Source organism: Rhizobium giardinii bv. giardinii H152, from assembly GCF_000379605.1.
Classification (GTDB): domain Bacteria; phylum Pseudomonadota; class Alphaproteobacteria; order Rhizobiales; family Rhizobiaceae; genus Pararhizobium; species Pararhizobium giardinii.
This window is the reverse complement of the sequence record NZ_KB902578.1, coordinates 424,362-442,243: the sequence shown is the minus strand read 5'-3', so window position 1 is coordinate 442,243 and position 17,882 is coordinate 424,362. Positions and strand designations below refer to the sequence as shown.

Below are 17,882 nucleotides of genomic sequence, written 5' to 3'. Positions count from 1 at the left end.
GGCATATTTAGAGGTCCTGGCCGTGACGGTGTATCTGCCCATCGCAGAGTTGTCGGTGAACATTCTGATCATCCTCGGCATGGGCGCGGCCGTCGGCTTCCTGTCCGGCATGTTCGGCGTCGGCGGTGGCTTCCTGATCACGCCGCTCTTGATCTTCTACAATATCCCGCCCGTCGTCGCGGTCGCCACCGGTGCAAACCAGGTCGTCGCCTCCTCGATTTCCGGCGCCATTACCCATTTTCGGCGCGGCACCATCGACATCAAGCTCGGGACGGTGCTGCTCTGCGGCGGTCTGGCCGGCGCCACCCTCGGTGTCTGGCTTTTTTCGCTCCTGAGGCGCATAGGCCAGCTCGATCTGGTCATTTCGCTCGCCTATGTGATCTTGCTGGGCACCGTCGGCACCCTGATGCTCTGGGAAAGCATCATCGCCCTGCGCCGTGCTTCGAAAAACGAGACGGTGACGCTGCGCAAGCCGGGCCAGCACAACTGGATCCACGGGCTGCCGCTGAAGATGCGGTTCAAGAAATCCAAGATCTATCTCAGTGTCATCCCGGTCGCCACGCTCGGCTTCTGCATCGGCATCCTGACCTCGGTGATGGGGGTTGGCGGCGGGTTTATCATGGTGCCGGCGATGATCTATCTGCTGCGCATCCCCACCAATGTCGTCGTCGGCACCTCGCTGTTCCAGATCATCTTCGTTTCCGCCTATACGGTGATCGTCCAGGCAACCGCCAACTACACGGTCGATATCGTGCTCGCCTTCGTGCTGATGATCGCCGGCGTGATCGGTGCGCAATACGGCGTGCGCGTCGGCCAGAAGCTGCGCGGCGAGCAGTTGCGGGCCCTGCTCGCGCTCCTGGTTCTTGCGGTCGGCATTCGCCTTGCCATCGAACTCGTCATCCCGCCGAAGGAAATCTATTCGATCGTTTCAGCGGGGCGCGGCTTCTGATGCGGATCCTCGGTCGAATTTTCCTTTTGGGACTGTTTTTTGCCGCGCCGCTCACGGCGCACGCGGAGCCTATGGATTTCACCGAGAAGCTCGACATCGGCATCTCAACCGACGAGATTTCGATCACCTCGGATTTTCGAGGCGCGGATCTGACGATCTTCGGCGCCATCGACGGCTTCAATGCCAATCTCCTGGCGCAGGGAAAATACAATATCGTCGTGGCCCTCGAGGGACCGAAGGAAAACACCACGGTGCGCAAGAAGCAGCGCGTCTTCGGCATCTGGATCAACACCAATTCGATGACCTTCGAACTGGTGCCGGAATCCTATTCGCTGTCGAGCACGCGCGACATTGACACGATCGCGCCACCCGGCGGCATGAACAACATGGGGATCGGCGTCAATCACATGCCGCTGACCCCGATCGGCTATATCGGCGACGGAAGCAATCTCACCGAGTTCCGCGACGCCTTCCGGCGCCTGAGGGAAACGACGGGTGTCTACCAGCGCGATCCGGGCGGCGTGCAGTTCATCAGCTCCAGCCTTTTCAAGGCTTCGGTGCGGCTGCCGGCGGACGTGCCGAACGGCGTGCACATCGTGCGCGCCTATCTCTTCCGCGACGGCGTTTTCGTTGCCGCCAAAGCCTTGCCGTTGCGCGTCGTCAAGACGGGCCTCGAGCAGGCGATTACCCGCGCCGCGCATGAATCGCCACTTTTCTACGGCATTACGGCCGTGCTTCTCGCCGTCGTCACCGGCTGGCTGGCAAGCATCGTCTTCCGCCGTGATTGACACGGGTTTGCCGCAGCGGAAAAACAGGCTATTGCGGTCGAGAAGCATCGAAAGGCCACCAGTTGGCCGATGAATGGAGTGTCCCATGAAGCCGATTTTCGTCCAGCTGCAATGTGCACCCGGCAAGACCTACGAGGTCGCCGACGCGATCTACAAGAAAGAGATCGTTTCGGAGATGTATTCGACCAGCGGCGATTACGACCTGTTGATCAAGGTGTATGTCGAGGAAGGCGAGGACATCGGCAAGTTCATCAACGACAACATCGCCACCGTCCCGGGCATTAGCCGGTCGCTGACGACACTGACGTTCAACGCGTTCTGACCGGCGGCGGTCCGGCCGCGCCCCACGTTTTCGGCATGTTCTCTTCGGAATGATCTGCACCGTTGCATGCAGGCACTCGCGCGCACGCTACATAGGATGCCGGCGCGCAATTTTCCTATTTGCAAACGTATGGCACCGCCCGCTTTGAAGCACTCAAACCGTGCGTGCGGTTGCGCGATGTGCCGAGTGGAAAAACTGCTTGCATATCACAATCGGATTTCCTAATCTCAAACCAGTTGCAAAACGATATTGGTCGCTGGAGGAGAAAGTGTGATGGGCAAGGTTGTCGTCTGGAATCTGATGTCGCTCGACGGCTATTTCGAAGGTGCAAGGAAGTGGGACCTGGATTTCCACCTGCTTGTCTGGGGCCCGGAGCTGGAAGCGCTGAGCAAGGAGATCGGCGGCAAGGCCGAGGCGCTGGTTTTTGGCCGCGTGACCTACGAGGGCATGAAGGCCTATTGGACGACCACGGAGGATGAGACCGAGATCAAGACCTTCATGAACGCACTGCCGAAGCTCGTTGGGTCGCGCACCCTGGAAACCGCGGACTGGAACAACAGCCGCGTCGTCACCGACGTCCCCGCCGAACTCAAGCGGCTGAAACAGGCTTCGGACAAGAACATCTACATTTTCGGCAGTGCCGAACTTGTAGCCTCGCTCTTGCCGGATGGCGTGATCGACGAAATCATGGTCTGCGTCGTGCCGGTTCTGCTCGGCCAGGGAACGCCGCTCTTCAAGCTTGCCGACGAGCGCACGTCGCTCAAGCTGCTCGAATCCCGCCCGCTGCAGTCCGGTGGCGTTATCCTGCGGTATCAGACGGAGAAATCTGCGGCTTGAAAGAGTCTATCTTGTCCTGGTGACACGCGCCTGATGCCTTGCTTCGAGCCGCGAAAAGGCGTCTTCTAAAAGGCGGCTCACCCCACCAAATTTGCAAACTTCACCGAATAGATCCGATCCCGCCCGAGCATATGGGCGACGAGGCTCTGGCGCTCGAACAGGCCGTGCATGGCCTTGTGGCGCAGGTCGAGACCGCCGGTGGTAACGCCGAAGGCCGGCATGATCAGGCGCCTGCCATCGGTGGCGAAACAGGCGCGGCGGACCCGCTTTTCCCGACGCGTGACGGTCGCCGCCGGATGGAGATGGCCGGCGATCTCGCCAGCCGAAGCATCCTTTGCCGGCTCATGACGGAAGACCAGACCGGCATAATAGAGTTCGTCGGCAGACGCGCCGGGCAGGCCGACCGTGCCATCGGGATCATGGTTGCCGTTGATCCAGATCCATTCGCGGCCGCGCGCCATCGTCTCGATCATCTGACGGAAAACCTCCGGCATCAGGGCCGAGCCGACGCGGTCGTGGAAATTGTCGCCGAGGCTGATCACCGTCTTCGGGTTGTGACGGCAGATGACGGCGTCAAGGATACGCAGCGTCGCCAGTGTGTCATAAGGCGGCAAGAGCATGCCGCGCCGGGCAAAGGCCGAGCCTTTTTCCAGATGCAGGTCGGAAACGACGAGGATGTCGAAATCGGGCAGGTAGAGACCGCCGAGCGGGTCGCAGATTGCGGCCACGCCGTTGATGACGGTGCGGGCGGACAGCGCCGGATTGTCCGGCAGGGCGGCGATGGCGTGGGCTATGCGGTGCATGTGGTTCCGGCTTGTCGGTTACAGTCAATGCCTTTCTAGGGTCTGCAGTGACCTTTGCGCGTCAACTGACGCGCGGCACTGTCGCCACCACCTCGCCAAACAGTTCGTCAGCGGCTTCGGCAAGCAGGAAATCCTGCGCGTCGCCGCCGACCGCTTCCCTGCCGATTTCGAGCATGACCGGCACGGCCAGCGGCGAAATCTGCGTCAGCGGGCGATGGGTGATGTGGCCCTTGATTCGCGACAGCATATCGCCAAGCCGCTCGATTTCCAAAAGTCCGGTGGAGGCGTCGTTGCGGGTGGCTTCGAGCAGGATGTGGTCGGGCTCATGGCTGCGCAAAACGTCGTAGATGAGGTCGGCCGACACCGTCACCTGCCGTCCGCTCTTTTCCTTGCCCGGATGGCGCTGGTCGATCAGGCCGGCGATGACCGCGCAGCTGCGGAAGGTGCGCTTCAGGAGGAAGCTCTCATTGAGCCAGGCCTCAAGGTCGTCGCCGAGCATGTCCTCGTCGAACAGGTGCGCAAGCGACGGACGCTTGTTCCGGAAGGCCGCACCGAGGTCCTCCAACCCCCAGACACCCAGCGAATAGTCGGTAGCGACGAAGCCGAGCGGCTTCAGCCCAGCCCGGTCGAGCCGCCGCGTCAGGAGCATGCCGAGCGTCTGATGCGCGAGCCGCCCCTCGAAGGCGTAGATCACCATGTAATGGCGACTGCCGCGCGGAAAGGTCTCGATCAGCAGTTCGTCCTCCTTCGGCAGCATGGAGAGATCCTTCTGCAGCGACAGCCAGTCGCGCACCTGGTCCGGCAGGCTCGCATGGCGGGCCGGGTCGGCCAGCATCTTGCGGACCTGCTGGGCGAGGTAGGTGGTGAGCGGAAACTTGCCTCCGGCGTATGAAGGAACCTTGGGGTCGAGCGTATAGCCCTGAGATACCAGACATTCGTTTTCACGGATGCCTTCGAAGCGCAGCACCTTGCCGGAAAACAGGAAGGTGTCGCCGGGCGACAGCATTTCGAGAAAATATTCCTCTACCTTGCCGAGCGGCATGCCGCCGCGCCCGAGCGCGCCGCGGGCGTTGCGCCTGACCATGCGGACATTGAGCATCGGCGATTCGATGATGGTGCCGACGTTGAGACGATATTGCTGGACGATCAGCGGGTTGGAAACCCGCCACAGGCCTTCCTTGGTTTTGCGGATCTTGGCGTATCGTTCGTAGCTGCGCAGCGCATAGCCGCCGGTGGCGACGAAATCGACGACGCGCTCGAAGGCTTCCCAGGTGAGATCGGCGTAAGGCGAGGCGCTGGTGATTTCCGTGTAGAGCGCGAGGGGATCGAACGGAGCGGCGCAGGCCATCCCGAGCACGTGCTGGGCAAGCACGTCGAGAGCCCCCTTGCCGACCGGCGGGGTGTCCTGTGCGCCGATATAATTGGCGTCGAGGGCTGCCTGGCACTCCATCACCTCGAAGCGGTTGGCCGGCACCAGGATCGCGCGGCTCGGCTCGTCCATGCGGTGGTTGGCGCGGCCGATACGCTGGGCAAGGCGCGAGGCGCCCTTCGGCGCGCCGACATGGATGACCATGTCGACGTCGCCCCAGTCGATGCCGAGATCGAGCGTCGAGGTGGCGACGACGGCGCGCAGCCGGTTTTCCGCCATCGCCGCCTCGACCCTGCGCCGTTGGGCGACGTCGAGCGAACCGTGATGAAGGGCGATCGGCAGATTATCATCGTTGATCGTCCAGAGTTCCTGGAACACCCGCTCCGCCTGGCTGCGGGTGTTGACGAAGAGCAGAGTGGTCTTCGTTTCACCGATCGCGCGGTAGATGTCGCCGATGGCGTAGGCTGCGGAATGGCCGGCCCAGGGGACGTGCTCCTCGGTGCGCAGGATCGAAATCTGTGGCCGGGCGCCGCCGGTCACGGTGATCAGCCCGGCGTGATTGTTTTCGCCCGCTTTCTGGGCGCTAAGCCACCGTTGCAGGTCCATCGGATCGGCGACTGTGGCGGAAAGGCCGATAGCCTGCAGCCCGGGCGCGAGCTTCCGGAGACGCGCAAGCCCAAGCGACAGGAGATGGCCGCGCTTGGAGGTGACGAGCGAGTGCAGCTCGTCGAGCACCACATATTTCAGATCCTTGAAGAAGCGCTCGGCTTCGCCATTGGCGAGAAGCAGCGCCACCTGCTCCGGCGTCGTCAGCAGAATATCCGGCGGATTGAGCTTCTGGCGCTGGCGCTTGGCTTGCGGCGTGTCGCCGGTGCGGTTTTCGATGCGCACCGGCAGCCCCATCTCGCCGACCGGCTTCATCAGGTTGCGCTCGATGTCGACCGCGAGCGCCTTCAGGGGCGAGATGTAGAGCGTGTGGATGCCGGTGAAGGCCGAGCCCGGCGGAATTTTTCCGCGCTCCGTCAGCGATACCAGCGACGGAAGAAATCCGGCGAGCGTCTTGCCGGCCCCGGTCGGCGCGATCAGGAGCATGCTTTCGCCGCCCTGCGCACGGGAGAGAAGCTCCAGCTGATGCGCGCGCGGCTGCCAGCCCTTGTCTGCGAACCAGCGCAGAAAGGGCGGGGGAAGGGAGAGAGAGGTTTCTGCGCGCGAGGCGGAATCGATCTGGTTCACGCGAACAAATGTAGATCAAATAGCGAGGATTTGAAGAGCGCGGGTTTCCGGACCACATTTGCCGCGCGAGCCGGGGGATGACCGTTGCCGCAATTAAGGAGCTGACACGAGCGAGGGAACACTTCCGCTCTCGTCGCATTGGTACTATTCTTGCAAAGACCAGAAAGGAGAGGGGCATGCCGTTATCAGCACCTGGTGAAACCGTCATTCCACCCGACGAGCACATCCTGACCGTGCAGGAGGCACTCGAGCCGCTCTATCAAAAGCTCGAGCAGGAAGTCGAAACCAAGTTGGTGGAAGCCGCAGTCGATGCGGGTTGGTCTCCTTTTGATGCGCTGAATGCCATCGACCAGCTGAAAAAGCATGATGGTTTGCAATGACGCCGTCGAACGACTGAAACTCGGGCGTCTCCCTCACATCGCGATATAGCGGTCCTTGCGGTGGTTCACGGCCAGCGTGATGTTCATCACCAGCGCGCCTGCGATCGAGCACGCGATGATATAGGGGCTGGCGAGGAGGCACGAGCAGGCGACGATGGCGCAGTCGAAGCCGAGTTGGACAAAACCGGCGCGCCAGCCGAAGCGGTCTTGGAGATACAGCGCCAGAATGCCGATGCCGCCGAGGCTGCCGCGGTGGCGGAAGAGCGCCAGCAGTCCCGCGCCGATGACAAGGCCGCCGAACAGCGCCCCGATGAGCGGATCGACATGGGTGAGGCCAAGCGCCCGCGGCAGGACTTCCGACAGGGTTGCGGTGATGGCGACGGCGGCGAAGGTCTTCAGCATGAAGACAAGTCCCATGCGACGAAAGGCGAGATAGTAGAAGGGCAGGTTTGCGGCGAAGAAGCAGGCACCGAAGCTGAAGCCCGTCGCATAGTGAATGAGAAAGGCGATGCCCGGAACGCCGCCGGTCAAAAGGCCTGCGCTGGACAGAAGCGTGATGCCGAGCGCTGCAAGCATGCTGCCGGAGACGACGCCCTGCACGTCGTCAGCAATAGAGTGCCGTTCGGCGCTCGATGTCATCAGTGCCGCGAAGGCGGATTTCGTCGGTGTTGCCATCAGTTCTGCCGTGTCCCTTGCCTTTGGAAATTCCCTTCTACCCTCCGCTTTGCCAAACGCAAGCGCAGGGGCCGCATCTAGGTGGTTGACAAACACGATAATCATGGATAAAAAAGATCCATGATTATCGGAGGGAGCGAGCAGTGAAACTGGGTGAGGGTGTCGAGCAGGCTATTCACAGCGTTGCGATGCTGTCGAGCCTTTCCGAGGGCGGGGTGCTCTCGGCTGCGGCGATCGCCGAGTTTCATGGGGTCTCGACCAGCTATCTCTTGAAGCATCTGCAGGCGCTCTCGGGCGCCGGCATTCTCGATACGGTGCCGGGGCCGAAAGGTGGCTACCGGCTGGCAAGGAAGCCGGCCGACATCACGTTGCTCGACATCGTGCTTTCCGTCGAAGGGCCGGCGCCGGCATTCCGCTGCAGCGAAATCCGGCAGCGCGGGCCGAACCCGTTGCCGAGCCGGTATTTCGCCAAGCCCTGCGGCATCTCAGCCGCCATGCTGAAGGCCGAGCAGGTCTACAGGGCCGAGCTGGCAAAGACCACGATTGCCGATCTCGGACGCACCTTGGCCGAGGTCGACGATGGCGGGATCGCAGCCCGGGGCTGCGCCTTCCTTGAAATCCATGAACGCAAAACGGCTCGCTGAGCCATCACAAAGGAGAACACCGATGCAGACTCGTCTCGATATGACCAAAGCCTCGCCGGAAGCCTTCAAGGCCGTGCTCGCGCTTGAAAATTTCGTCCAGAACTCCGGGCTGGAGCGCCGCTTCATCCACCTGATCAAGCTGCGCGCGTCGCAGATCAATGGCTGCGCCTACTGCGTCGACATGCACGTCAAGGAATCCCGTCATGACGGTCTGAGCGAACAGTGGATCAACCTGATGTGCGTCTGGCGGGAATCACCGGTCTACGACGCACGCGAACGGGCACTGCTGGGCTGGGTCGACGCGGTAACCAACATTGCCCAGACCGGCGCTCCCGATGATGCCTATGAAACTCTGAAGGCGCATTTCTCGAGCGAGGAGATCGCCAAGATCACGGTGGCGATCGGCACGATCAATGTCTGGAACCGCATTGCCGTCGGCTTCCGCTCGCAGCATCCGATCGACAAGCCGGCAAAGGCTGCCTGAGAAAAGCTCCCTCGCCTTGGCTCCGCTCCTTTTCGGCCTTTGAAAATGGAACGGCGCGCGCCTGCGGGCGCAATGCGGCGCAGGCGGGGGTCGGATCAGGCGCTGGCCGCCTGCATGGCCGGCCGGGAAAAGCGGTTCCCGGCCAATGCCCAGTCGAGGAGAAGCCGGCGGAAGCGTTAAATCCAGCGCTTAGGCCGCCATGCCCTGGATGGCCGAGACCTGCCAGTCGCCGCCGCGCTTGCGCAGGAAGGTCCAGAGTTCGACGGCTTCGGTCGGATGGTCCGGATCGCCCTCGACGACGCGGCCGGTGGCGCGGTCGCGCGTCACATCGATGCTTTCGTAGCGCATGGCAACCGTCGCGTAATCGGCGTCGTCCTCACGCCAGGCTTCCGCCACGTCGCCCTGCACCAGATGCACGTCGCTGACCTCGTTCTTCAGGCCCTTGGTGGCATTGTCGCTCAGTTCCTCGGCGAGCCAGGACATCGCCTCCGGCGTCGTCAGCTTGCGCAGCGCCGCATAATCCTCTGTGGCATAAGCCGCCTGCACCTGCTTCAGCATCGTCTCGAACTGGTCGAGATCCTGCTGGCCGACGCCGATTTCGTCTGCAGGTCGGGACGCGGCCCGCGCCGGCTCCTGCCGCGCCGCGCCGCCGATCTGCGGGATTTTGAAAGGCATGCCGGCGCCAAAGCCGTTGCCCGACGGGCCGGAATAACCCGTGGCACCGTCACGCGGCGAATAGCCGGCGGCGGCCGGTTCGTTGCGGCGGCCGAAGAAGCGCATCGCCAGCATGACGGCGCCGAAGATCAGGCCGACCTGCAGCAACAGGCCGAGGAAACCGGCAGCGCCGCCAAGGCCGTTGCCCATCAGCATGCCGATCAGGCCGCCGAGCGCGAGGCCACCGAGCAGCGACCGACCGAAACCGCCAAACAGGCCGGGGCGCTGGGCAGCGGGGCGGGTCTGGCCCATGGTCTGCTGGCCGGTCGCCTGGCCGGGCGTCTGCTGCGGCGTCATCGTCCGGTTGATCGGCGCGGCGTCGCCCGGCGCCGTGCGGGTGATCGGCGGCGTCGAAAACGTCCGTGTGCCGCGACTGCCGAAGCCGCCGCCGGCGCGGCGCGCCTCGGCGAGATCCACCGCTGTCAACATCACCATCGAAGCGACTGCGATCGTCGCGAGAGCCCGTCCAACCTTGAACATCATACCCATCCTGTTGTCTCTTCCCGGCGCGCCAGGCGCGCTTGTGAGGGACATATGGGGACCTCCCACCCGGAATTGAAGTCTTTTGCCACACAGTTCACGGTAAAGCGGCGGGAAGACGCGTCCCGAATTGCCGCTTTTTCGGCCTCCTGGCAAAATCCCCGCCGCCGGTCACCTTGCGACAATGGCCTGCTTGCCGGGTGGGCGTCAGCCCGGAAACCGCCCGCATAGATGCCGAGGGCATCGAACACCATGTCAGCGGCGAAACGCTCGAGGCATTTCGCCGTTTCATCCCGCCAAGAACTGATCAGCCCACGGTCAACCGGCGCCCGAAGCGTTCGCCCAAAATGATGATCATGCCGGCGGAGAAGATCAGCGCGGCGCCGATGAAAACCTGGAAGGCCGGGATATCGCCCCAGATCAGGAAACCAAGCGCGAAAGCCCAGATCAGCGAGGAATATTCGAATGGCGCCAGCACCGAAACCGGCGCTCGGCGCATGCCTTCGAACAGCGCATATTGGGCGATGCCGGCGATCAGCCCGGTTGCCACCATCAGCGCGACATCGGCAAGGCTCGGCGGCACCCAGGTGACAGTAACTGCAAGGCCGGTGAACAGGATGAAGAAGCCGCTGGATATGGTCATCTGCACCAGCGTCACCTCCTCCAGCGCGGTCTTGCGCAGGAGCACCGTCGAAAAGGCCCAGAACATCGCCGCCAGCAGCGCCAGCCAGACCGGCAGCGAGAGTTTCAGGCCGGTGCCGAACGGGTCGGTGGCGACCAGCACGCCGATGAAGCCGACGACGACGGCGATCCAGCGCAAGGGGGGCACGTCCTCCTTCAGGATCGGCACCGCCAGGATGGTGATCAGGATCGGCGCGGCATAATAGAGCGTCGTCAGTTCCGCCAGCCCCAGATCACGCGCCGCCGTGTAGTAGCAAAGCCAGGCCGCCAGCAAAAGCAGATTGCGCAGGATCATGGGCCTGAGAACCGGCGAACGGAGAGAACGGCGCAGCAAAGGACCACGCCCAACGGCCACGCACAGCGCAAAAATCGTCACGCTGCGGACGAACAAAATCTGCCAGACGGGCAGCGCCACCACCAGCCATTTGACCGAGGCATCCTGCAGCGTGAACAGGAAATAGGAAAAGATCGTCAGCAGAATGCCGGAAAGGACGGAGGTGTTCACGGAAAGCTCCCGATGCACGGCGGAGCGTGCGGCTGCCCAGTGATAGCCCGGCCCGGTGCGGCGGGAAAGAGAAGCCTATGGTCAGGTCTGTGGCGAAAAATGGGGGTCGCCTGGTGACCGCCTACTTGGGCTCCTAAACAATGTTCTAAACACCTAGCGCCAAACCAAGAGAAAGGGCTCCGACCTTCCCCCAGCCTCACGGTTTCCACGGATCCAGGCGGCGATCCTGCGTTTCGATCGTGTGATTGTGGTGAAACGGCGCAGTTGCAGGATTATTTTCCTTGAATACTTTACTAAAGGCCGCGGTTTCGCTAATGTTCCTGCCAGACGGCAGGAAGCAAACAGCAGAGAAAGCGTCACGCTTCACCGCCCGCAGGATGCGCAACGATGTTTTCACATGACCGGATCTGGGGCGCGATCGATGCGCTCGCCGAGCGTCACCAGCTATCGCCTTCGGGTCTCGCCCGGCGGGCCGGGCTCGATCCGACGTCGTTCAACAAGTCCAAGCGGCACTCTGCTGATGGACGCGAACGCTGGCCGTCGACGGAATCGATTGCCAAGGTCCTCGATGCCACCGGCTCGACAATCACCCAGTTCATGGAATTCCTGCGCCCGGGACCGGCGTCCGGCTCGCTGCCTGAAGGCGCGTTTCCGCCGCAAACCGGCTCTATCCCCCTGCTCGGCTTCGCCCAGGCGGGCGCCGGCGGCTTTTTCGACGATGGCGGCTTTCCGGCCGGCCAGGGTTGGGACGTGGTCGAGTTTCCGGCCGCACCGGGCGCCAGGGCCGGGGTCTATGCGTTGGAAATCCAGGGCGACAGCATGCTGCCGCTCTATCGCGACGGCGACGTGCTGATCGTCGAACCCGGCGCGCAGATCCGCCGCGGCGACCGCGTCGTGGTCAAAACGACCGAGGGCGAGGTCATGGCCAAGGTTCTGGTGCGCCAGACCGCCCGCAGCATCGAGCTGCTTTCGCTCAACCCGGAGCATCCGAACCGCACATTCGAGCTCAGCGAGGTCGACTGGATAGCCCGTATCATCTGGGCCAGCCAATAGGACAGTTTTCCTGATGAAGCGGCACCTCACCACCATCGCCGGCGGATTGCTTGGCATTTTTCTGACGGTCGCGCTTCTCAAAAGCGGCGCGTCGGTCATTCAGGGACAACAAAGCGCGGCCACTCCCGAATTCACGCTTGAAACACCCGAGCTCAGCGATGTGCCGGATCTGGGCGGTGTGGAAACAGGTACTGCGGAAACGGACGTTGGCGAAGCGGTGCCGATCGATCCCGCAGAAAACGGCACTGTCGATCCCTTGAGCACGCCCGTGCGCGACATCGCACCGGAACAATTCGGCTTGCCTGAGGAGGTGACGGCAAAGCCGCTCGAGCGCATCGAGGCCCGCCAGTCGCTGTCCGATCCCGTGGCAAAACCCGAACCCATCCCCTCCGTCCTTCGCCATCCGGTAGCTCTCTCGGCGGGGCTGATCCAGTTCGATGGCGACCGCCTGCTGCAGCTTGACGGGCTGGTCTCGCAGACAGCCGATCGGACCTGCGACGCCAACGGCAAGAGCTGGCCCTGCGGCCTTGTGGCGCGCACCGCATTCCGCAACTTCCTTCGGGCCCGCGCGCTGTTGTGCAACGTCCCGAAAAACGGCTGGCAGGGCACGCTGACCACCACCTGCACCGTCAACAGCATCGATCCCGCAGTCTGGCTCGCCGAAAACGGCTGGGCGGAGGCATCGGCGGGATCACCGCTCGAGACCAGGGTGGAAGCGGCAAAACAATCTCGTCTCGGCATTTTCGGCGACGATCCCCGCGCCGTCGGCGCAGCGCAAGCCCCGCTTGATGAAGCGACGACGCCGCAGGAGCCGCCACTCGATACCGATATGCTTCAACCGGACTTGTAAGAAGCAGCCCCGGTCCATACCTCTTTGCCTAGTCCCAGCAGCACGGATCATCATGCCCGAAAACCTCAGTCCCCAGGAAGCTCTCATCTATGTGATGGTGATGATGTCGGCGGTCGACAAGACCATGACCGATAACGAACTGGAGGGCATCGGCCGGCTGGCTCGCGTCCTGCCGGTCTTTGACGGCTTCGATCATGACCGGCTGGTGCATGTGGCGCGGGAATGCGGGGCTCTGCTCGACGGCGCGGAAGGACTGGACATCGCGCTTGAAGTCGTGCGCGAGGCGCTCCCGCCCCGCCTCTACGATACGGCCTATGCCGTCGCCGTGGAGCTTGCCGCCACCGATCATTCCGTTCCGAACGAGGAAATCCGGCTGCTGCAGCTTCTTCGGGACCGGCTGGGGCTCGACAAGCTCACCTGCGCCGCCATCGAGCGCAGCGCCATTGCCCGCTTCCGCAAATAACCGGCAGAGAGACAGCGATCAATAAATGCCGGCGGGAAAATACCGCAGATAGATTTCATTGAGACGGCCCTTGCGCGAGAGTTCGAGCAGAGCGTGATCGATCGCCTGCGTGAGGGCCGGGTCGCCCCTGCGGTTCATGATCGTCAGCCCCTCCCCCAGGAAACGCTGCGAGAAATAAGCGCCCTTCAGAAGCGTACAGCAATTGGCAGCGTCATTGCCCGCGGTCCAGAAGGACAGTTGCATGCCATCGGAGAAGACCGCAGCAACAGCCCCGCCCTTCAGCGCCGCGAGCATCGCATCGCGGGTGGGAAATGACTTGACCTCGAGCGCCGGAAAAAACGCCTTCAGCATCGCTTCGTGCGTCGTCCCGGATACCGCACCGACCGGCTTGCCGCCGAGCGCGCTGACGACAAGATCGCCGCCCATGGCCTGCCGACTGGCCGCAAAACGGGCGGGCAGCTTCATGAAAGCGCGGGAAAATGCGAATCGCTGGCGAAGCTCGGGGCTGATGCCAATCCCCGCGATGATTGCCTCTCCCTGGCCGCCTTCGAGCGCGGGCTGCAGCTCCGCGAAAGTCACGGCCTGGATCTGACATTTGGCCTCGATCTCCAGTTCCCGGCAGATTTCCCGCACCAGATCGACATGGAAGCCTGAAAGCTTGCCCGACTGGTCGATGAAGTTGAACGGCGGGAAATCCACGGTCGTCAGAAAGCGCAGGCGGGCCAGGCCGCTCAGATCCGGTTTCGCGATCCGCTCGCGCGCGTCAAACAACAAAGGCAGGTCGTGGACGCCGGCTGCCCGTGAAAGGCCCGAAAAAGCTGCAATCAGCAGCACACACAACGTGAAAATCCCATTGAATTTTAGAAGTGCACGGAGCGCGCGTATCACTATGATCATTCCCGGGATCAGATAAGGGGATATTGCCGCCAGGCGGCGACGGGGATTGCATGCGTCTGGAAGATTATCCGGACAATTCCGGAATGGCTACCGCAAATCAAGCACCGGCCAGACGAACGCCGTCGGCCGCAACGGCGCAACTGTTCTCTCTGGCTTTGAAACGGGAAGGCCGCCTGTTGCTGCAGATGGGCATCGGCAAGCCCTTGATTGCGCAGGCCATGCTGCTGGCCGAAGAGCACGGAACGACCGTCGAGGAGGAACTTCTCGCCTCCGGCGATATCAATGAGGCCATCTATTTCGCAGCTCTGGCCGAAAGGCTCGGGCTCGACTTCATGCCGGCTATCGACCCGAACCGGGTGCAGGATATTGCGGGGTTGGATACGCAGATCATCAGGCCGGAAATGCTGCGTATTCATCACGCAAGCCGCCCGCCGATCACCGTGATCGTTCCTTCGCTTTCCCGGCTGGACGAGATGGCGGCGCTTCTTGAACGGACGCCACCGCTGCGCCAGTCGATCGCCGTCTCGACCCCTTCCGCCGTGCGCAATGCGGCCTGGCAGGCCGGGCGCCTGCGCCGGGTAACGGCGACGACGCAGGCGCTTTTCGAAACGACCCCGCTTCACAGCGCCCGCATCACCTTCTGGGGTAAGCAGGGGTTTTATGCCGGCGTCCTGCTCGGCGCGCTGGTCGCAGCCGCGATCACACTGCCGATCGTCAGCCTCCTGATGCTGCATATCGTCCTGACGCTGTTCTACCTGGCCAATTTTCTCATACGGTTCTATGCGCTCGGCTGCGCCTTCCTGCAGCAGCGCTCCGGGCGAAGCCCCCCCATGGAGGACGAGCCGGTCGGTCCGCTGCCCGTCTATTCGGTGCTGGTCGCACTCTACAAGGAAGAAAGCGTGGCCGCACAGTTGATCGCAGCGCTGGACCGGCTCGACTGGCCACGCTCGCGCCTCGATATCAAGCTGATCTGCGAGGAGGATGACACGGAGACGATCGCCGCATTGCGCGCCCTGCCGCTCGCGCCCGAATACGAGATCGTGCTTGTGCCCGTGCACCTGCCACGCACCAAGCCGAAGGCCTTGAGCTACGCCCTGCCCGGCGTTCGCGGCACCTTCGTCACCGTCTATGACGCGGAAGACCGCCCGCATCCGGGCCAGTTGCGCGAGGCCCATGCTGCGTTCATGGCGGCACCGGAGCGCGTGATCTGCCTGCAGGCGCCCTTGATCGTCACCAATGCCCGGCAATCCTGGCTGAGCGCGCTGTTTGCGGTGGAATATGCCGGGCTGTTTCGCGGGCTGTTGCCGATGCTGTCCCTGACTGGCCTGCCGCTGCCGCTTGGCGGGACATCCAACCATTTTCGGACCGCGGAACTGCGGCACATCGGCGGCTGGGATCCATACAACATGACCGAGGATGCGGACCTTGGCATGCGCCTGCATCGCCTGGGCTATCGCTCCCGTGTCATCTTCAAGCCCACCTTCGAGGAAGCGCCGGTGACGCTGCCGGTCTGGCTCGGCCAGCGGACGCGCTGGTTCAAGGGCTGGCTGCAGACCTGGCTCGTGCTGATGCGCAAACCTGCGCAACTTGGCAGGGAAACGGGCTGGCCGTCCTTTGCCGTATTTCAGGTTCTGATCGCAGGCATGCTTCTATCCTCGCTCTGCCACCCCATCGTCATCGGATTTCTCGTCTATCTGACATGGATGATGCTCCAGGAGAGCACGCATGTGGACAACTGGCTCGCCTTCTGGCTGTTTGCCTGCGATATCATCAATATCTTCGGCAGTTATGCCGTCTTCATTGCGCTCGGGCGCAACCGCATGGGAGCGAGCGAAAGACGGGCGGTGGGCAGGCATTGGGTCTACGTGCCGTTCTACTGGCTGATCATGTCACTGGCCGCCTGGAGAGCTCTGCTGGAACTCAGGACCAATCCGTTCTCCTGGAGCAAGACGCCACATGGCCCCGTCGGCGAGGCATAGAACGAAAAGCGGGCGCAGACGGCGGAAATCGTACCCGAAGGCTGATGAATCAGCGCGTTCCGCATTGACGGATCCCGGCATGAAGGAACAAATTAGTCATTCCTTATGTTCTAGCGTAAAAAGGAGGATACGATGAAAATCGACCCTGATATCGCTATGGCGCACTATGCCTGGAAGATAAAAGCGAACGGCCGGCGGGCCATCCGAAGGGTCACCACGCTCCCGGAACTGCACGACACCCTGCAGACACTGAACCTGCCGGGAATTGCCCCGCCGGAATGGGTCATCAAGGACGCGTGGCGCGATCAGCGTGCCGGCCACGGCCGCTACGTCCACAACGAAGGCGGCAGGGATGAATGGTCACTCATCTGGACGAAAGTCGACGATGGGCCGGAACTGTAACGCTGAACGTTTCGAACAGGATGTAGGCGCCAGGGCGGGCGCCTGCAAAGCCGGCCCCTTCCCACTGAGAACCCCTCAAAGCCCTGGGAAAAGCGGTGGAGCGGGTAGCGGGAATCGAACCCGCACGATCAGCTTGGGAAGCTGACAAGCTACCACTACATCATACCCGCATCGGCTTAGGAGGTTTCCACCAAGCGCTGCCGGCTGTCAAGGTGGCTTCGGATTTTAGGGGCGCCTTTATTCCGAGCGGAAATGCTTGGACAGCTTCAGGCCCTGCGCCTGGTAATTGGAGCCGAGACCGAGACCATAAAGGCCTTCGGGCCGCTCCATCATGTGCTCGTAGACCAGCCGGCCGACGATCTGGCCATGCTCCAGGATGAAAGGGACCTCGTGGCTGCGGACTTCGAGCACGGCGCGGCTGCCCGTTCCGCCGGCAAAGGCGTGGCCGAAGCCGGGGTCGAAGAAGCCGGCATAATGGACGCGGAATTCGCCGACCAGCGGATCGAACGGCGTCATTTCCGCGGCATAGAGCGGCGGCACATGCACCGCCTCACGCGAGACGAGAATGTAGAATTCGTCGGGATCGAGGATCAGTTCGTCGCGGCCGCGACTATAGAGCGGCTCCCAGAAATCGAAGATGCCGTGCTCGGCCTTCTTGTCGACATCGACGACAGCGGTGTGGTGCTTGCCGCGATAGCCGATCAGGCCGTCAGCGCCGGTTCCCTTGAGGTCGATGGAAAGCGCGATGCCGCCGCCGGAGACGTTCGGCTTTTCGCTGGCAACCAGCACATCGCTTTCATGCAGCGCCAAAACCTCGGCTTCGCTGAGCAGCGCGTGGCCGATGCGGAAACGGATCTGCGACAAGCGCGAGCCGCGCCGCACGATCACCGGGAAGGTGCGCGGGCTGATTTCGAGGTAAAGCGGGCCGGAATAGCCGGCGGGAATCTTGTCGAATTCCTGGGCGCGATCCGCGATAACGCGGGTGAAGATATCCAGCCGGCCGGTCGAACTCTTCGGATTGGCCGAGGCCGACATGTCGGCAGGCAGGTCGACGCTTTCCATCAGCGGCACGATGTAGACGCAGCCGGTCTCGAGCACGGCCCCCTCGGAGAGATCGATGACATGCAGTTTCAGCCGGTCAAGCTTGTCAGCCACGAGATGGCTGGGGCCCGGCAGGAAGCTGGCGCGCACGCGAAAGGCTTTCGAGCCCAGACGCAGGTCGAGGCTTGCCGGCTGGATCTGGTCGATATCCAGCGCACCCTCGCTTTTCAAACGCCCCGTCTCAAACAGCGCCGCTATGGCGCGATCCGCTAGAATGCCTGTTGCCCTCGTCATCCCGTGTTCCTTTTTGCCGCAAGCGGCACGTCATAAACC

The 17,882-nt window shown here is 62.7% G+C and carries 20 protein-coding genes, 1 tRNA gene and 1 pseudogene; 13 read left to right on the top strand and 9 right to left on the bottom strand.

The genetic code is table 11. From position 1 onward, the window contains the following. Positions 1-22: 22 nt before the first annotated feature. The 4 genes from A3AY_RS0102250 to A3AY_RS0102235 all read left to right on the top strand — a co-directional run bounded on the left by A3AY_RS0102250 (position 23) and on the right by A3AY_RS0102235 (position 2,896). Positions 23-949 (top strand): sulfite exporter TauE/SafE family protein, encoded by a 927-nt coding sequence (locus A3AY_RS0102250; RefSeq protein ID WP_026203031.1) that lies wholly within the window; start codon positions 23-25, stop codon positions 947-949. Then, on the top strand, positions 949-1,737 hold the full coding sequence (locus A3AY_RS0102245; RefSeq protein WP_018324051.1) for a TIGR02186 family protein: 789 nt from the start codon (positions 949-951) through the stop codon (positions 1,735-1,737). Before A3AY_RS0102250 ends, A3AY_RS0102245 begins: the two co-directional genes overlap by 1 nt. Positions 1,738-1,822: 85 nt before the next feature. After that, positions 1,823-2,059, top strand: coding sequence for an Lrp/AsnC ligand binding domain-containing protein (locus A3AY_RS0102240; protein WP_018324050.1), 237 nt, complete (start codon positions 1,823-1,825; stop codon positions 2,057-2,059). Positions 2,060-2,332: 273 nt separating this feature from the next. Beyond that, positions 2,333-2,896 (top strand): dihydrofolate reductase family protein, encoded by a 564-nt coding sequence (locus A3AY_RS0102235; RefSeq protein ID WP_018324049.1) that lies wholly within the window; start codon positions 2,333-2,335, stop codon positions 2,894-2,896. Positions 2,897-2,973: 77 nt separating this feature from the next. Here the strand turns inward: A3AY_RS0102235 and pdeM are convergent, their stop codons facing one another. Further along, a complete protein-coding gene (pdeM, locus tag A3AY_RS0102230; protein WP_018324048.1) occupies positions 2,974-3,699 on the bottom strand; it encodes a ligase-associated DNA damage response endonuclease PdeM in 726 nt (241 codons plus the stop codon). A gap of 61 nt (positions 3,700-3,760) precedes the next feature. Beyond that, positions 3,761-6,301: a ligase-associated DNA damage response DEXH box helicase gene (locus tag A3AY_RS0102225; protein WP_018324047.1), complete on the bottom strand. Its 2,541-nt coding sequence runs from the start codon at positions 6,299-6,301 to the stop codon at positions 3,761-3,763. Positions 6,302-6,477: 176 nt separating this feature from the next. Here A3AY_RS0102225 and A3AY_RS0102220 point away from each other — a divergent pair, with 176 nt between their 5' ends. Next, on the top strand, positions 6,478-6,681 hold the full coding sequence (locus A3AY_RS0102220) for a hypothetical protein (protein ID WP_018324046.1): 204 nt from the start codon (positions 6,478-6,480) through the stop codon (positions 6,679-6,681). A 33-nt stretch (positions 6,682-6,714) separates the two neighbouring features. Here A3AY_RS0102220 and A3AY_RS0102215 read toward each other — a convergent pair whose 3' ends face one another. Further along, on the bottom strand, positions 6,715-7,356 hold the full coding sequence (locus tag A3AY_RS0102215) for a YitT family protein (RefSeq protein ID WP_018324045.1): 642 nt from the start codon (positions 7,354-7,356) through the stop codon (positions 6,715-6,717). A gap of 143 nt (positions 7,357-7,499) precedes the next feature. On the opposite strand from A3AY_RS0102215, the gene A3AY_RS0102210 reads away from it, so the two are divergent. Both A3AY_RS0102210 and A3AY_RS0102205 read left to right on the top strand, forming a co-directional pair. Beyond that, on the top strand, positions 7,500-8,000 hold the full coding sequence (locus A3AY_RS0102210; protein ID WP_018324044.1) for an RrF2 family transcriptional regulator: 501 nt from the start codon (positions 7,500-7,502) through the stop codon (positions 7,998-8,000). A gap of 22 nt (positions 8,001-8,022) precedes the next feature. Continuing rightward, positions 8,023-8,484 (top strand): carboxymuconolactone decarboxylase family protein, encoded by a 462-nt coding sequence (locus tag A3AY_RS0102205; RefSeq protein WP_018324043.1) that lies wholly within the window; start codon positions 8,023-8,025, stop codon positions 8,482-8,484. A 189-nt stretch (positions 8,485-8,673) separates the two neighbouring features. Here the strand turns inward: A3AY_RS0102205 and A3AY_RS0102200 are convergent, their stop codons facing one another. Beyond that, positions 8,674-9,678 carry a Tim44 domain-containing protein gene (locus A3AY_RS0102200; protein ID WP_026203029.1) on the bottom strand — a complete coding sequence of 335 codons (1,005 nt, stop codon included), beginning with the start codon at positions 9,676-9,678 and terminating at the stop codon, positions 8,674-8,676. Positions 9,679-9,872: 194 nt separating this feature from the next. Between A3AY_RS0102200 and A3AY_RS37325 the strand changes: the two are divergent. After that, a pseudogene (locus A3AY_RS37325) lies at positions 9,873-9,971 on the top strand (manganese-binding transcriptional regulator MntR); the annotation flags it as partial. A 14-nt stretch (positions 9,972-9,985) separates the two neighbouring features. Here A3AY_RS37325 and A3AY_RS0102195 read toward each other — a convergent pair. Both A3AY_RS0102195 and A3AY_RS38865 read right to left on the bottom strand, forming a co-directional pair. Next, positions 9,986-10,864: a DMT family transporter gene (locus tag A3AY_RS0102195; RefSeq protein ID WP_018324041.1), complete on the bottom strand. Its 879-nt coding sequence runs from the start codon at positions 10,862-10,864 to the stop codon at positions 9,986-9,988. A 196-nt stretch (positions 10,865-11,060) separates the two neighbouring features. Next, a complete protein-coding gene (locus tag A3AY_RS38865) occupies positions 11,061-11,261 on the bottom strand; it encodes a hypothetical protein (RefSeq protein WP_154663238.1) in 201 nt (66 codons plus the stop codon). Here A3AY_RS38865 and A3AY_RS0102190 point away from each other — a divergent pair. From A3AY_RS0102190 to A3AY_RS0102180, 3 genes are read left to right on the top strand one after another with little or no spacing between them, the layout of a single operon-like run. Beyond that, positions 11,252-11,917 carry a S24 family peptidase gene (locus tag A3AY_RS0102190; RefSeq protein WP_018324040.1) on the top strand — a complete coding sequence of 222 codons (666 nt, stop codon included), beginning with the start codon at positions 11,252-11,254 and terminating at the stop codon, positions 11,915-11,917. The genes A3AY_RS38865 and A3AY_RS0102190 overlap by 10 nt on opposite strands. A gap of 13 nt (positions 11,918-11,930) precedes the next feature. Further along, positions 11,931-12,767 carry a thermonuclease family protein gene (locus tag A3AY_RS34365; RefSeq protein WP_018324039.1) on the top strand — a complete coding sequence of 279 codons (837 nt, stop codon included), beginning with the start codon at positions 11,931-11,933 and terminating at the stop codon, positions 12,765-12,767. A gap of 52 nt (positions 12,768-12,819) precedes the next feature. After that, positions 12,820-13,230 carry a tellurite resistance TerB family protein gene (locus A3AY_RS0102180; protein ID WP_018324038.1) on the top strand — a complete coding sequence of 137 codons (411 nt, stop codon included), beginning with the start codon at positions 12,820-12,822 and terminating at the stop codon, positions 13,228-13,230. Positions 13,231-13,248: 18 nt separating this feature from the next. Here the strand turns inward: A3AY_RS0102180 and A3AY_RS0102175 are convergent, their stop codons facing one another. Continuing rightward, positions 13,249-14,127, bottom strand: a complete 879-nt coding sequence (locus tag A3AY_RS0102175) for a transporter substrate-binding domain-containing protein (protein WP_018324037.1) — start codon at positions 14,125-14,127, stop codon at positions 13,249-13,251. 83 nt (positions 14,128-14,210) lie between these two features. Between A3AY_RS0102175 and A3AY_RS0102170 the strand changes: the two genes are divergently transcribed. Together A3AY_RS0102170 and A3AY_RS0102165 are read left to right on the top strand one after the other, a co-directional pair. Further along, the gene (locus A3AY_RS0102170; protein ID WP_234913015.1) at positions 14,211-16,106 is read left to right on the top strand and encodes a glycosyltransferase family 2 protein; all 1,896 of its coding nucleotides are present in this window, start codon (positions 14,211-14,213) and stop codon (positions 16,104-16,106) included. Between the two features lie 132 nt (positions 16,107-16,238). Continuing rightward, positions 16,239-16,508: a hypothetical protein gene (locus tag A3AY_RS0102165; RefSeq protein ID WP_018324035.1), complete on the top strand. Its 270-nt coding sequence runs from the start codon at positions 16,239-16,241 to the stop codon at positions 16,506-16,508. A 96-nt stretch (positions 16,509-16,604) separates the two neighbouring features. Here A3AY_RS0102165 and A3AY_RS0102160 read toward each other — a convergent pair. Beyond that, positions 16,605-16,678, bottom strand: a tRNA-Gly gene (locus A3AY_RS0102160). Between the two features lie 67 nt (positions 16,679-16,745). Continuing rightward, positions 16,746-17,843, bottom strand: a complete 1,098-nt coding sequence (locus A3AY_RS0102155) for a 2'-deoxycytidine 5'-triphosphate deaminase (RefSeq protein ID WP_018324034.1) — start codon at positions 17,841-17,843, stop codon at positions 16,746-16,748. Positions 17,844-17,882: the final 39 nt, after the last annotated feature.